The sequence below is a fragment of the Woeseia oceani genome (assembly GCF_001677435.1).
GTDB classification, from domain to species: domain Bacteria; phylum Pseudomonadota; class Gammaproteobacteria; order Steroidobacterales; family Woeseiaceae; genus Woeseia; species Woeseia oceani.
Genome location: NZ_CP016268.1, coordinates 278,236 through 292,166 on the forward strand (window position 1 = coordinate 278,236; position 13,931 = coordinate 292,166).

A 13,931-nucleotide genomic window follows, 5' to 3' on the forward strand; every position below is an offset into this window, starting at 1 on the left:
ATTGTCGATGCTTAGACGGGTAGACCGTGTCTGCATGTTGCCGGCGTCGCTGACGCCGGTGACGGTGGCAATGATGGTGCTGGCCGGAACGGCGGCAGCGCAATCGCAGCAGGAGAGTGCCGACGATGCCATCACCTGGGGCAATGCGAACACGGCGCAGGTAGCTGATGCGGCCGAGTCTGCGGACGCCGGTGCCATCGTGCCGGGCTACGGCGGCGCCGACATGCCGCTGGGTGATTACTACGAGAATCAAGCGACCGGCGATCTGGAATCGGACGCCATCGACGCGGTGATACTGGCGCCCGACCCGACCGCCGAGTACGCCTGGCAGCAGTCGAACACGCCCATCCTCGAGTTCAGCGAAGACGATCCCTTGTTGGTGAATGCCTGGGCGATTCAGGACGACACCGCCGTGGTCGAGGGAGAACTGGTCATGATCGGCACGAACTGTGCCGAGGGCACGGTAGACACCCCCGAGACCACACTGGAAACCTGCTCGGCCTGGACCCTGCCGGAAGAGGCCTTTTGCGACAACGCCTTGGACGTGGCTGTTGACGTGAGTCCCATGACCTACACGGCCGTCGTGTACGCGGAGAACGACGCTGGCCGGCCGGCTGGAACCACGACACTTGGCGGGTTCATACCGCTGAACGACGCCGGATTGATCGTCGACTACGGCATGGGTACCAATGGGGAATACATCGGGTTCATTCGGGTGGAGAACGGCATGGATGTGCCGGCGGATTTCGATTGCGCGTCTGTGACGGACGTGTCTGTCGACATAGCAGGCAACTTCATGATCGTCGATCCGCCGACCTGCTCCGCAGGGCGGTGGTTCGCCGAAATCTGGTACCGCTCAGGTCCGCGCGGGGGCGGGCGCATTACGTATACGGCTGAGGCGCAGGCCGCACCGGTGTACATCGATACCTGGAGCGACGGCTGTCCGGTTCTGGCGAACGAGTGCGAGGTGCAAGGACCGCCGGTGTGCATCGAGGGCCCGGAGGAACGCCTGATCACGGGGTCCGATGGCCTGCAGTACCCGGTGTTGCGGGATTGCTGGCGCCAGCGAACGCCGCTTCTGTGCGCAGGCACCGTCACCACCGATGAGGGCTATTGCGGCGAACTCGTCGCGCGCGGCTGCAGCCCGGTCGACAGTGTTTGTGACGGTGATGGTACCTGCGAGCACAGCTACGAGTGCCCCCTGGACGGCTGGTCCGAGCCGGTGGACGACTGCGCGGCGAGGACCTTTGGTGTCTCGGACATCGTGTTCGATACCAGCGTTGAACCCAATACCCACTTTGGCGTGGCGGCAGCCAATCTGCAGGCGATGGAACAGGCCGCGCTCGACATGGACTCAAGCGGTGTCACCTGCACCGAAAACCCCGCGGGGTCCGGCAACTACGATTGCCTTGGCGCCTTGAGCATCTTCAACGGCGTGGACAGGCGCTGCAAGAAGAAAGTCTTAGGCTTTTCGAACTGCTGCAGTCGAAGCGGTTGGGGCCTGGGCTGGGCGGACGAGTGCAGTACCGAGGAAGAACAGCTGCGCGCTCAGCGCGAGCAGGGTCAATGCGCGTACGTCGGTCGCTACTGCAGTGAGGACTCGATCTTTGGCTGTCTGGCGAAGACCAGCACCTTTTGCTGTTTTCGCTCCAAGCTCGGCCGAATCATTCACGAACAGGGGCGGCCGCAACTGGGCATCGACTGGGGTAGCGCGCGCGAGCCGGCATGCGAGGGCTTCTCGGCCGAGCAGCTGGCGGCGATCGACTTCAGTACGATCGATTTCAGCGAGTACTTTGCCGACGCCTTTGCCAACGTGACCGGCACGCCGGACAACGCGACGCTCGAAAGCATCGTTGATGCCTACATCGCAACGCTGTCCGGCGCGAGCTGCAGCCAGTTCGATCCCGGCTACCCGAACTGTTAGTGGCATGACCGTCAAACGCTTACATTGTTTCCTGGCTATCGGACTTGCGAGTGCACTGAGCGCCACCGCGTCCGCACAAAACGCGGTGGGTTCAGGCATAACACCGCCAGCAGATCAGAGCACACCGCAAGCCGCCAACGGCCGATGGTTTGGCGACGCTGAGCGCGGCTGGTTCTGGTACGAGGATCCGGCGGATGCCGCGGAGGACCCTGACCCGGTTGCGGTGATGCCGGCGGTTGGCGTGTTACCGGCGGATCCGATCGCCGAACTCGAGGCCTTGCAAGCACACGTCGAACGCGCCAAAGCGTTGGCCGTCTTGCATCCAACCGAAGCCCACATTCGCCAATGGATGGAACTCAATGCCGCGGTGCAGCGGCGCGCGACCTTGTTTGCGGACATGACCCAGCGCGTCGTGTGGTCAACCCCGTCGCTCGATCAGAGCCTGGTGCGCCCGCATTCGCCGGAAGGATTGAAGGCCTGGACGGCCGCGCGGACGGAATCGCGCACCGCAGCGCTTCGCGACATTGCACAAACGTACGGCTTGTTTTTTGTGTTTTCGAGCGATTGTCCCTACTGCATTCAGATCGCACCGTTCCTTAAGCGCTTTGCGCGCACCTACGATTTCAAACTGATCCCGATCAGTATCGACGGCGGCACCCTGCCTGAGTTTCCCGACGCACGTTACGAGCCTAGCATCAAGGCGCGCCTGGGCGTAGACGTGACGCCGGCGATTTTCCTGGTCGATCCGGGTGCCGGTCACATTCAGCCGATCGCCTACGGCGTGATCAGCTTGAGTGAGCTCGAGAGCCGCATCGTGCGTCTTTTCAAAATGACGCCGGGACAGATGACCTACAGCGTGTATGACACAGGAGCCCGCACACCATGATAGGGCAGAGACTTCCCATCCCGATACTCGGTGCCACGCTGCTGTTGAGTGCGATGACGGCGCGCGCAGACCTTGAAAGCGATCTCAACCGGTTCGTCGACGAGCTGGGCGGATCGGCGAGTCTCACCAGTCCGACCGCGTTTGAGGGACAGGGGTATCGCTATTTGAACGGCGGTCAGGTGTTCGTTCGCGTTCCGAACAACCAGGTGAATCTTTACAGCTACCGTGCGCCCAACTACAACGCCGGCTGCGGCGGTATCGACATGTTCGGCGGCGGCTTCGCCTTCCTGGACGCCGATGAACTGGTGCAGGTCTTGAAGGATGTCGGATCGAATGCTGTTTCGTACGCGTTCATGCTGGCACTGCGCACCATCTCCAGCCAGATCAGCAATACCCTGGGCGAGAATTTCGATTGGCTCTTGAAGAACCAGGGCATGAGTTTCAATACCTGCGAGCGCGCTCAGTGGGCCGCCAACTCGATGCTCGCCGGCGAAGTGCTGGGCAATCAAACCAGTGTTTGCATCAGTCAGCGGACCAGCAGCCTCGGCGAATCCTACACCGAGGCGCGCCGGGCGTGCACCGTCGCAGGCGGCGCACAGGAAGCCTCGATTAACAACGATGAGGCGCGCGATGCGGCCTTCATTGAGGGCAACCTGGTGTGGATGTTCATGGCGAAAAGTGAGCTTTTTGCCGGCGACACCGAGATGCGCGAGCTGGTGATGTCGGTCACCGGTACCGTGGTCAAATCCAAGCGCAACGGCGCTGGGGCGCTGGCACCGGACGACGAGGCCGCGCGCGCCGATGTGAAGTGGTACCCGAGCCTGTTGTCGTCCACCGATGATTTGCTGGACGGCATATTGCGCGGCTCGACGTCGATGGCGGTGTACGAGTGTGACACCGACGCTGGCACCTACGCCTGTCAGGATGTCCGGGAGGTGATTGCAACACTGCCGGCGGACGCCTCGCTGATCGCCCTCGTCGGTGAGCGAATGGGCGGTCTTTTCGATGCGATCCAGACCAAGGCCGAGCCGAGCGTCGAACAAATCGAGTTGGTGCAGAAAACCAGTCTGCCGGTGCACCGCATTCTCGCGGTTGCTGCCGGGCTGCGTGGCGACTCCGGGCTCGATTTGGTGGGCAAGTACATCGAGGCGGTTGCCGTGGACGTGCTGTTTACCTACATCGAGCGCATTAGCTTCAACATCCAGAATCAGGCCCGCGATCCGCAGTGGGGCGAGCACGGCGAGCGCCTGGCCAATGCGCAGCAGGGCATCCTCCAGGCCTTGCGAGATCGGCGTGCGAGAATTCATCGCGACATCGATTCGTCGCTGCGCATTGCCGAGGAACTGCAGTACTACGAGCGACTGATCATCAGCGGTATGCCGAAGGGTCTGGTGGCGACGCACCGCTGGACGCCGGGGGCCGGCTCCACCTGATGGACGTCATCACCTACGGCGGTGGTCTGCAGCTGAACGCCCTCTTTACGGCGTTGGCCGCTTTCACCGGCACAGGTGACTTCATCGGTGCGGTTCGCTTGATGCTATTGATCGCGATCTTCGTGATCTCGGTAGAAATCGCGTTTACCGGCTCATTGAAGCCGGCGCCGCGCCTGTTGATCGCAATCTTTGTGATCTACGCGGCGCTGTTCTCACGGGCGAATGTTGACATCATCGATCGCGTGGAGCCGGCCAACTCGACGAGCGTGGACGATGTGCCCGCAGGTGTTGCCGTGGTCGCGCATTTGGCGAGCGTCACCAGCGATTGGTTTACCGAGGCCTTCGAGACGTCCTTCAGTTTGCCGGACGACATTCGCTATCGGGACAACGGCCTGTTGTTTGCCAATCGCCTGGTGGAAGCCAGTACCGAAATGGAATTCGGCGATCAGCTGTACGCGCGGAACATGAGTGAGTTCATGCGCAGTTGCGTTTACTACGGTGCCAACGCCGGATGGTTCTCGTGGGACGATTTGATGCGGGCGCCGGACGTATGGGGCTACATTTCGAGCCAGGGGGTTGGCGGTGCGATCTTCACCTCCTACGACGATGGTACCGGCCCGGCGCTGCTGCCGTGCACGACCGCGATGACGGAGCTCGACAACGGCTGGGCCGCCGCGATCGATGCCACGGTCGATGTATTCGGCATGCGCATCTTCCGAGAGCCGGATGTGGTGGCGGCCAACGCGCGACTTTTATCGACCTTGCCGCTCGCCTACGACTACCTGGGCACGATCTCGGCGACCGGCGCGGAAATTGTGGGGCAGAACGTCATGATCAATGCGATGCGGCGTTCGTTCACGTCAATGGCGGCGGATGCCGATGCGACGGCTGCGATTCAGGATTTCGCGATCGGTCAGGCACAGGCGCAGCAACGCACCACCTATGCAACCCTCGGCGCATTGGCAGCGCGCACCCTGCCGTTGATCAAGAATATTCTGGAAATGCTGGTCTACGGCTTGTTCCCGATCATTCTGTTGTTCACGATCGTGACGATGTACCCGGGAAAGCTCGCAATCTTCTATGGCAAAACACTGGTTTGGCTGCACCTCTGGCCGCCCTTGTATGCCATTCTGCATTTCGTGATGTCCGTCTACTCGGCCGATGCCGTGACCGCCAGCGCGACCATTCCGGCGAGTGTTGGTGGCGCCGGTGCGGGGCTCGCCGTCGTAACGCAAGGGGGTATTCAGGCTGTGAATGCGGACATGGCGATGATGGCAGGCTACCTCGCCTGGATGATTCCGCTGTTGTCCTGGGGCATCATGAGTGCCGGCGGCTTTGCTATTTCACAGCTGGCGGCCGGCATCGGCTCGATCGCACAGTCGGCCGGATCCACCGCGGCAGGTAGCGCCTCTACTGGCCAGATCAATCTGGGCAACACGCGGCTGTTGAACTCGACGTTCTTTGCGGCCAACCAGGCACCGCAGCAGAACACGGCGGTGGGTCATCTCACCGATTCCGCGTCGGGCTCCGTCACCACGCACACCCAAGGCGGCCATGCGTTTTTGAGTACGGCCAAGCACAACGTCGGTCTATCGGCCAATCTGTCCAAGGGCATTCAGTCTTCCGTGTCGGAGCGGGCAACCGCGTCGCTGTCGGCCGCAAACCAGGACATGAAGCAGTTTGCCGAAACGTCGGCATCGAGCTTTGATAATGCGATGAGCTTCCGCCAAGACACAAGTTCGTCCTTGTCGAGCAGCCAGGGAACGTCGTGGCAGTTCAATGCGAGCGTGAACGAGAAAGCCGATGCGATTCACAGCGGTCTGCAGCAGCTATCCGAGACCCACGGCATTAGTGTGGAGGACGGGTTGCGGGCCGCCCTAGTAGTCTCCGCGGGCGCCAAAATTCCCCTTACGGAAATCGGAATAAAGGGCGAGGCGGCACGACTCGGAAGCGCGAAGAATACGGCGCTAATGAATGACTTGAGTCAGTTTGCTGAACAAACGAATCTCGGTGAATCCTGGGGCCAAGTATTGCAGTCGAGCGAAAGTATGGCATTAAGTCGTGCGGGAAGTGTTGGCGATTCCGACAGCAAAAGCGTGTCAGCGTCTTTGCGTAGTGCCGTCGAAGCAAGAGACTCGGCAAGCGCCTCGCTGTCTGAGGCGCGTGCCTGGGAAACTGCAGCGTCCAGTCTCGAGTCAAACGGTTTTGCCGCAAGCTTCGATGCGGTCGCCGCTTTGAAGTCGAACATGGTGGGACAAGAAAAAGGCTTTGCGACTCCGGGCAACAATAGTCCAACGTGGACCGGCGGCGAAGTGAATCGACTGTTCGAGGCAGCCGATCGTGGCGATACGCAGGCCATCGGCATCCTTCTGAACGAGGCGCAGCGGTTTGGGGCAGCAGAGGGTTTGCAGCTGGCCGGTGTGTCAAGTGGCGTCGGTGGCTCGGCAGCGGTAAATACGTTTTACAAGGACGCAGGTGAGGCTCTCGATGGTGGTGGTGCGGTGCGGGCAGATTATGGGGGGAATGCGGAGAGCGTTCTTTACAACGAAGCGCGGTCTAGGTCAGACCTTCCGGGGCAGCAGTGGGCATTGAAGAGTGACGAGATCAATGCTCGAAACGCTGATCAGAATATAAAAGACGCGACGGATGCTCGGCTCCAGAAAGTTCGTGGCGATATCGATGAGGACGCAAACTCAGCGAGAGAGCGTAACGACGACTGGAGGAACGCCAATATTCCCGGTGCGGCAGACGACTGGATACCTGGTCTAGGCAATTGACGCGAAGTCAGTCGTTCCACCCTTCATCTTTGTGGATAGAGAAACTCGTGTCGAAATATGTGTCTGGTGCGGATGTAGGTTTGTCTTCATCTTTGCTTGTGGCCTTGAGCAGCGTATGCGGCGCCAAGACACCGAGCGCTGTGATCGCGGCGACGATGAAGACCGCCAAAAGCGCTGACTTGCTGTCCGGAGCAAGCCAGACCGTTACACCATAGGCCAAGCCGCCAGCGAGGGCGGACAGGACAATCGCCGTCAGAAGGCGCACTATTGTCGGGTGTGCGTTCACCACTTCAATATACCGTCTAAGGGTTGCGCCGACAATAAAGTTGGTTGCTTCGTCGATGGCAACGGTTGACGCGACTAGCCTTTGGCATTGATATCGAGTTATTGATCTAATCTGCGAGTTTCGCTCATGGCTACCAGCATACGGCTGGCGTAACTTATGGGCATGGTTAGCATGGAAATCTCGATAATCTCTCTGGTTCAGCGTCACGAACACGTTACTGCATGGGCCAACGCTCTGGCCTCTGACGCCAGAACCCAGATCTGGATCAAGGTGGAATTCGAGCGGAGTGACCGTGAACCGTGGACAGAGGCTCGTGACAGGGTACTGGCGGTACTGGATGTAGCCTAGGCGCTCTCAGGACCTGCATCAATGCGGACACGGGTTTTAGTTACGCCGTATGTGTACGGCGTAGTTCTATCGAATGCGGAGCTGATTGTGTGCGTGAAATTCATCCATTGCCGTCGTGGCCGCGTACTTCATAATGCGCTCCAAAAAGGCAGGCTTTATTGTGTAGTCTCTGGCGTGCTCAACGCCGAACTCCTGGTCGAGAACGCTGGTCAAATCGCCTAAGGCATCGACCAGGCCCATCTCAAGCGCCTGATTGCCGGTCCAGACGTCACCCTCGAATAGTCCCGCTGCTTCAAACGATAGACGATCGCCGCGACCGGTTTTGACCGCGTCGATAAAGTGCGCATGAATCTCCGCCAAAACATCGGCAATCTTCGCCTTATCGGCGTTCGTCAGAGGGATGAAAGGGTCCAGGCGGGCTTTGTTCTCGCCCGCCGTGAACACCCGCCGTTCGACACCAAGACGCTTGAGCGCGTCGGTAAATCCAAAGCTATCGCTCACGACACCGATCGAACCGGCGATCGTTGATCGATTCACGTAGATCTTGTCGGTGGCCGAGGCAACGAAATACGCGCCGCTGGCGAGCGTGTCGGTGGCAACGGTCACGATGCGCTTTTCCGGATGCTCGGCCTTTAACGCCAGGATTCGGTCGAAGATGATGGACGACTGCACCGGCGAGCCACCGGGACTGTTCACATACAGCACGACACCGGCAGCGCGTGGGTCTTTGAACGCTCGGGTCAGCGCACGGCTCACCGATACCGCATTGGCCGAGGACCCATCGGCAATTGGTCCTTTGAGTTGCACGATAGCGGCGTATGGGCCCGCAGGGGCAGCACCGCTGACGCCGCCGTTCAAGACGACAAAGACATACAGGTAGGACAGCATCATCAACGCGATTCCGCCAAAGAGAAGCGCAAAGCGCACGTTCTTGTGGCGGCGGTCCCGCCGGCGCTCAAGCAGTACATTGTCCATGAGCTCTTTTCGTTGCTGCATCATATCGTCGACGAGCTGACGCAATAGTGTCGTCTCGGTTAATGCCGCTTCCGGGCTCAGGCTTGTACCGGTCATACGGTATCTCCTATCAGAAATCGGCGGACTGGCGCCGGGATTGAGCGAGCGCGACGCGTTCACGAATGAAGGCGGCCAGTTTTTTCGGTGCCACCACATCAACAATGGCGACATCAGCGCCGGCGCTGCCGGGGGTCGACAGTTCAACGGTGCCCAGGTTGAGGAGGATATGGAGAAGATTCGGCCTTCGGACATCCACGACGTGCACGTTCGCCATGTCGATGTGGCTAACGTGACTGAAGATGAGAACGCCAACGGACTGCATCACGCCGTCGTTGCTGATCACCGATTTTCGCCAGTAGCGCCGCAGCAGCACCACAAAGATCCCGATGAGGCACAGGGCAAGACCACCGAGCGCGACGTCGTCCCATATGCCTGGGAAGCGATGGTTGAGAGCGATCACGGCGTCCGCGGAAAAAAGGGCAACCGGCCAAGTCGGTGCGATCACCAGGACACCGCCGAGAAATATCAGGAAAAAGCCGACGAGTTGCGCGCGCCAGGCCGGTCGCAAGGTAACGAAAAACGGCCGTTCCGCCCGCGCCGTCGGGCCGGGAGTGGCTTCCTTAACGGTGTCGTGAGGCAAGGCCTCGATGTCGTCTCGAGCAGCCACTTGCGCCGGATCATCACGATTACCAAGCACGGTGCTTGCGGGGTGTCCCGGTTCCACGGCATAGCCACCCTCGAATGACACCACGTGGAATCGACCGCCGGATTCTTCGCTCATGCGGTCCGCCTTGAAGGCAGCGGCATCGGGATCGGTAAACGGCTGGCCGTTAGCCGCAAGATAGAGCGTCATGGGCCATCTCCGCGTTCAGAAAGGCTCTATCCCACAGCGGCAGACATCTCATAGGAACCAATCGCAAAGTACAGCATCGGCGAATGGGCCCGGCCGCGTCCGGCACCCCAACCGACGAGTCGAGGGCGGCGAACCGGTCATTCAAGCAGCGCGTTGAGACCCATCGCGAAGATCGATGTGCAGGCATAGAACTCGTAACTCCTTGGGCGAGTTAACTTTGGCAGCGCCGCGAGGAGGCAACCTCCCGCGCCGTACCCGCTGCTTATACCGCTTGCTAGAACCCCAGACCAGCGGAAAGCGGGGCGCAAATTAGGTCCCCGTTTTCGCTGTGCGGGAGCCATCTCGGCGGGTACGGTAAGACATGACAGCTGTCAACGAAGAGCGCCAAATCGAGCTCAACACCGTGCTGCAATTGTTGCTAGAACGCCCCGGACTGGAATCATGGGCGCGGGTTTGCATGAGTCTGTTGGCCCTTACCGAGGGTATCGAGCGATTCATGGACCATGAAGACGAGTTCCCACATCGAGAGCTTCGGGAAACCGTCGAACTCGCCCTGGCATCGAACGACCCGAACGCGAAGCTGCTCGAGATAGCGTCCTTGCAAGTATTTGAGTATCGCGTCATGAGTGAGGACGATCGAACCTTGTGGCATCCGCTGGAAGAGAGTTTTCAGCACTTTGCCGAACGCCATGCCGAGAAAATCCGTGTCTGGCGGGCATTCAGCGCGTACCCGAATCGCGAGGTCATTGAATCCTGGTTGATTGCGCGCGTGTCCGATACGGGCGTATCAGAGATGAGTGAATGCTAGGGCTGGCGAACAAGTCGCGGCGGTCGGCCGATGAATCGGGCGAGCAGCCCATCCTGACGGGTAAAGCGCTGCTCGTGGAACACGCCGCGAGACTCAGGAGTATCCGTGCCATCGTCGGTGTGCCCGACGCGCACTGGCGCTGGTTGTACCAAACCGCGTTCACGAAATTCGCCGAGATGGTGCAGCGCCTGCCAGCCTCCGAGGCGCACCATCACTGCGAGTTGGGCGGCCTGCTGCGGCATGCGCTGGAGGTGGTGGAGCTCGCGCTCAGGATTCGGCGCGGCTACGTGCTGCCGCCCGACAAAGAACCCGAAATCGTCATCGCGGAACAGGACGCATGGACTTACGCCGTTGCCACCGCGTCTTTGCTGCACGACGTCGGTAAAGCGATGGTGGATCAGCGTATTGTTCTGCACGGGCGCGATGGGCTGCCGATCGGACTCTGGAGTCCGTGGGTCGGCCCGATGACCAAGGTGGCTAGCACGCACTACCGCATCGAGTTTCGGCGCGGACAAGCGCATCGATTGCACGAGGCTGTGTCGCCGCTGCTGGTGACTCACATCGTGCCCGCAGACGGCCTGCGCTGGTTGGGCGATCATCACGATGCGCTGGCTGCTTGGCTCGGCGCCATCGGCGGTCACGCGCTGGGTTGCACGGTAATCGCCGATATCGTGAAAGAGGCCGATCAAGGCTCGGTGGCTCTAGATCTCAGCGGCGAACGACGCCAGCTGCAAAGTGCCGGCGCAAATCCTCTGGCCGAGCGCTTGTTTGTGGCACTGCGCCAGTTGATCGACAGCGGCGCATTGCCCGTCAATCAGCAGGGCGCGGGCGCTTTCCTGGATGACACGAGCTTGTGGCTGGTGTGTGAGCGCGGTCTGGACGCGATTCGTGACGCTCTGCAAGGCCAGGCGGGTGTGCCGGCTCGCAACGATCGTCTCATCGATGAACTGCAACAGCGTGGCTTCGCCGTGTCAACCACGGAACAACGTGCCGTGTGGCACTGCGAAGTGCGGGTTGGCGACGGTGATGACAGTTGGTGCCAAACGCTGAGCCTACTTCGCATTCCCTTGGCTTGTCTGTGGCCAGATCCGGCGGCGAGATCGCCCTGCGCCGCGGTGTGGATTCGCGAAGTTGAGGCAGTATCAGAAAGGTCTGCCGATGCGGATCCGGCGGTTGTTGATGCGAGCGAATCAGCTTCGGCGAATGCGACCGACCCAGGCGAGCCGTTTCTGCCGTGGTTGATCGACGGGATTGAAAACGGCGCGCTGGCGATCAATACCGCAAAGGCACAAGTACACGTGGTGGACGAAGGTTTGTTGCTGGTCAGTCCCGCGATTTTTCGCCTGTTTGCCGACGAGGAATGGCGGGAGGCGCAGAAGCGATTTCTGAAACGCAAACTGAGTGCCAAAACCGCACGCGGTGAAAATATCTTTCACTACGCCGTCGACGGCGACGCCGGCACCAAAACCATCAAGGGTCTGCTGATCCGCAATCCGGGAGCGAAGCTCGGGCTCGAATTACCGAGCGCCAATGGTCTTCTTTCGCCCAAGTCGGACACGGAGTAGCAGACGGTGTTCGACAATCGATTGCGTCCCGTGTTCGAGTTTCTGCCGGCGTCGGTGGCGATGCTGTCGGCGCTCGCACTGCTGGTGTTTCCGCAGGATCTCTTTCCGATCATGCCGTTGTTGGCGTGGATCGTCGCGGCGCTGCTGGGCGCCTGGGGTTTGTGTCGATTTCTTCAGGGTGCCGCCGTGATCCGGTACCAGACGCAATTGCGTCAATTGCCACGCTATCGACTGGCGCCGCGACAGATTCCAACTTCTAACAGTCAGTTGTTCTTAGGTCTGGGCTTTCGCTGGTCGCAGCGCCACACCCAACGACTGGTCGAGGCACGCCACCCGGATGCGAGACGGTACCTGCAGCACGGCTTGTTGTTCCGAGGCGTACGCCGCCTTGAGCAAATCCTCGATGGCGCGGCCGGTCTTCGGTGGCTGGCGCGCATGCTGCGCGCTGATGCCTGGTGGAATCCTTTCCGCCCCTCGCCGGCGGTGGGTGGCGATCCCTTGTTGCACGGCGTCGGTGCGGCCGAAGAAGCGCCAGTCAGCATGAACCTCGATGAGCGCAACGGACACACCTTGGTGGTGGGCACGACCCGAGTGGGCAAGACCCGTGAGGCCGAGATACTGGTGACGCAAGACATCCGCCGTGGGGAGACCGTCGTGGTGATCGACCCAAAGGGAGATCTGGACTTGTTGATGCGCTGCTACGCGGAAGCCAAACGGGCCGGCCGCCTGGATACATTTCAAATCATTCACCTCGGCTTTCCGGAATGGTCGGCCCGCTACAATCCGGTCGGCGACTTCGGCCGCATCACCGAAGTCGCATCCCGCACGGCAACGCAACTGCCGTCGGCCGGTAACTCCGCCGCCTTTCGCGAATTCGCGTGGCGTTTCACCAATGTCGTCGCACGTGCCTTGGTGGGTCTGGGTCGACGGCCCGACTATCGGGCCATTGCGCGCCACGTGACCAACATCGAACCCTTGTTGATCGACTACTACGAATGGTGGCTAGATAAAATCATGCTTGGCGATTGGCGAGAGGCGGTGCAGACAATAGAGAGCAACATCGAGCCCAAGAACCTGACGCTGTCACATCGCGGTCGCGACCACTACGCGCTGGCGCTGATTCGCTTCGCTAATGAGCGCGGGCTCTACGACCCGGTGGCCGACGGCCTCCGCAGCGCGTTCGACTACGACAAGACCTATTTCGATAAGCTCACGGCGTCCTTATTGCCGTTGTTGGAAAAGCTTACTTCGGGTCCCGTAGGCGAACTGCTCGCACCGCGCTACGCAGATCTCAATGACGACCGACCGATACTGGACTGGATGCGGGTGATTCGCGAAAACGGCATCGTCTATGTTGGCCTTGATGCGCTCAGTGATCCGGACGTGGCGAGCGCCGTCGGCAACTCGATGTTCGCTGACTTGACCTCGGTCGCCGGTCGGCTCTACAAGCACGGCGACACGCAAGGCTTGCCGCAGGCACGCAGTCATCGGCGTGCGCCCTGCGTCGTGCACGCCGATGAGTTTGCCGAACTGGTGGGTCAGGAGTTCATTCCGCTGCTCAATAAAGCCGGTGGCGCCGGAATTCAGGTAACCGCCTACACGCAGACAACGGCAGACATCGAAGCGGGCATCGGTGATCGCGCCAAGGCGGGACAAATTCTCGGCAACTTCAACACACTGCTGATGCTCCGCGTCCGGAATGAACACACCGCAAGAGTGCTCACTGAGCATCTGCCGCGGGTGCGGGTATTCACCAAAACCGCGGAGTCACGCGTCACCGACAACAACGAACCCGACACGCCGGTTGACTTCATCTCGCAAAACGCCGATCGCTTGATGGAAACCGATACTGAAATGCTGATGCCGGCGGATGTGATGGCATTGCCGAAAGGCCAGTGTTTTGCGCTGTTGCATGGCGGGCATCTGTACAAACTGCGCATGCCGCTGCCCGGCAAGGACCGCTGCATGCCCTCGGGGCTCGATGAAATTCGTACCGAATGTCTGGTGCGTTACGCGGGTTGTCAACAGTAATGACCA

General features: G+C 60.4%; 11 protein-coding genes. 8 read left to right on the plus strand and 3 right to left on the minus strand.

The window, feature by feature from the left end:
• Positions 1-7: 7 nt before the first annotated feature.
• Genes BA177_RS01270 through BA177_RS01285 form a run of 4 tightly spaced genes read left to right on the plus strand, consistent with a single transcriptional unit; the run spans position 8 to position 7,020 of the window.
• Positions 8-1,924: a conjugal transfer protein TraN gene (locus BA177_RS01270; protein WP_197493259.1), complete on the plus strand. Its 1,917-nt coding sequence runs from the start codon at positions 8-10 to the stop codon at positions 1,922-1,924.
• A 4-nt stretch (positions 1,925-1,928) separates the two neighbouring features.
• Positions 1,929-2,810, plus strand: a complete 882-nt coding sequence (locus BA177_RS01275; RefSeq protein WP_068612041.1) for a conjugal transfer protein TraF — start codon at positions 1,929-1,931, stop codon at positions 2,808-2,810.
• Positions 2,807-4,243 (plus strand): conjugal transfer protein TraH, encoded by a 1,437-nt coding sequence (locus BA177_RS01280; protein WP_068612043.1) that lies wholly within the window; start codon positions 2,807-2,809, stop codon positions 4,241-4,243. The genes BA177_RS01275 and BA177_RS01280 overlap by 4 nt, the downstream gene beginning before the upstream one ends.
• A complete protein-coding gene (locus BA177_RS01285; RefSeq protein WP_068612045.1) occupies positions 4,243-7,020 on the plus strand; it encodes a conjugal transfer protein TraG N-terminal domain-containing protein in 2,778 nt (925 codons plus the stop codon). The genes BA177_RS01280 and BA177_RS01285 overlap by 1 nt, the downstream gene beginning before the upstream one ends.
• A 7-nt stretch (positions 7,021-7,027) precedes the next feature.
• Here BA177_RS01285 and BA177_RS01290 read toward each other — a convergent pair whose 3' ends face one another.
• Complete coding sequence (locus BA177_RS01290) at positions 7,028-7,309, minus strand: hypothetical protein (protein ID WP_197493260.1); 282 nt, start codon at positions 7,307-7,309, stop codon at positions 7,028-7,030.
• 153 nt (positions 7,310-7,462) lie between these two features.
• On the opposite strand from BA177_RS01290, the gene BA177_RS01295 reads away from it, so the two are divergent.
• Complete coding sequence (locus BA177_RS01295) at positions 7,463-7,654, plus strand: hypothetical protein (RefSeq protein ID WP_068612048.1); 192 nt, start codon at positions 7,463-7,465, stop codon at positions 7,652-7,654.
• A gap of 66 nt (positions 7,655-7,720) precedes the next feature.
• Here BA177_RS01295 and BA177_RS01300 read toward each other — a convergent pair whose 3' ends face one another.
• Together BA177_RS01300 and BA177_RS18725 are read right to left on the minus strand one after the other, a co-directional pair.
• A complete protein-coding gene (locus BA177_RS01300; RefSeq protein WP_197493261.1) occupies positions 7,721-8,788 on the minus strand; it encodes a S49 family peptidase in 1,068 nt (355 codons plus the stop codon).
• On the minus strand, positions 8,739-9,521 hold the full coding sequence (locus tag BA177_RS18725; protein ID WP_068612052.1) for a YdbT family protein: 783 nt from the start codon (positions 9,519-9,521) through the stop codon (positions 8,739-8,741). Before BA177_RS18725 ends, BA177_RS01300 begins: the two co-directional genes overlap by 50 nt.
• Positions 9,522-9,882: 361 nt before the next feature.
• Here BA177_RS18725 and BA177_RS01310 point away from each other — a divergent pair, with 361 nt between their 5' ends.
• The 3 genes from BA177_RS01310 to traD are packed head-to-tail and all read left to right on the plus strand — an operon-like array spanning position 9,883 to position 13,925.
• Positions 9,883-10,329 (plus strand): hypothetical protein, encoded by a 447-nt coding sequence (locus tag BA177_RS01310; protein WP_068612054.1) that lies wholly within the window; start codon positions 9,883-9,885, stop codon positions 10,327-10,329.
• Complete coding sequence (gene mobH, locus BA177_RS01315) at positions 10,323-11,894, plus strand: MobH family relaxase (protein WP_068612055.1); 1,572 nt, start codon at positions 10,323-10,325, stop codon at positions 11,892-11,894. Before BA177_RS01310 ends, mobH begins: the two co-directional genes overlap by 7 nt.
• 6 nt (positions 11,895-11,900) lie before the next feature.
• Entirely contained in the window at positions 11,901-13,925 is a 2,025-nt protein-coding gene (traD, locus tag BA177_RS01320; RefSeq protein ID WP_068612058.1) for a type IV conjugative transfer system coupling protein TraD, read from the plus strand.
• Positions 13,926-13,931 lie beyond the last annotated feature (6 nt).

Excerpts from the sequence above, each read along its gene's own strand:
- BA177_RS01280 (WP_068612043.1), top strand. The coding sequence starts at position 2,807 with ATGATAGGGCAGAGACTTCCCATCCCGATACTCGGTGCCACGCTGCTG.
- BA177_RS01275 (WP_068612041.1), top strand. The coding sequence starts at position 1,929 with ATGACCGTCAAACGCTTACATTGTTTCCTGGCTATCGGACTTGCGAGT.
- BA177_RS01285 (WP_068612045.1), top strand. The coding sequence starts at position 4,243 with ATGGACGTCATCACCTACGGCGGTGGTCTGCAGCTGAACGCCCTCTTT.
- BA177_RS01295 (WP_068612048.1), top strand. The coding sequence starts at position 7,463 with ATGGGCATGGTTAGCATGGAAATCTCGATAATCTCTCTGGTTCAGCGT.
- BA177_RS01270 (WP_197493259.1), top strand. The coding sequence starts at position 8 with ATGCTTAGACGGGTAGACCGTGTCTGCATGTTGCCGGCGTCGCTGACG.
- BA177_RS18725 (WP_068612052.1), bottom strand. The coding sequence starts at position 9,521 with ATGACGCTCTATCTTGCGGCTAACGGCCAGCCGTTTACCGATCCCGAT.
- BA177_RS01310 (WP_068612054.1), top strand. The coding sequence starts at position 9,883 with ATGACAGCTGTCAACGAAGAGCGCCAAATCGAGCTCAACACCGTGCTG.
- mobH (WP_068612055.1), top strand. The coding sequence starts at position 10,323 with ATGCTAGGGCTGGCGAACAAGTCGCGGCGGTCGGCCGATGAATCGGGC.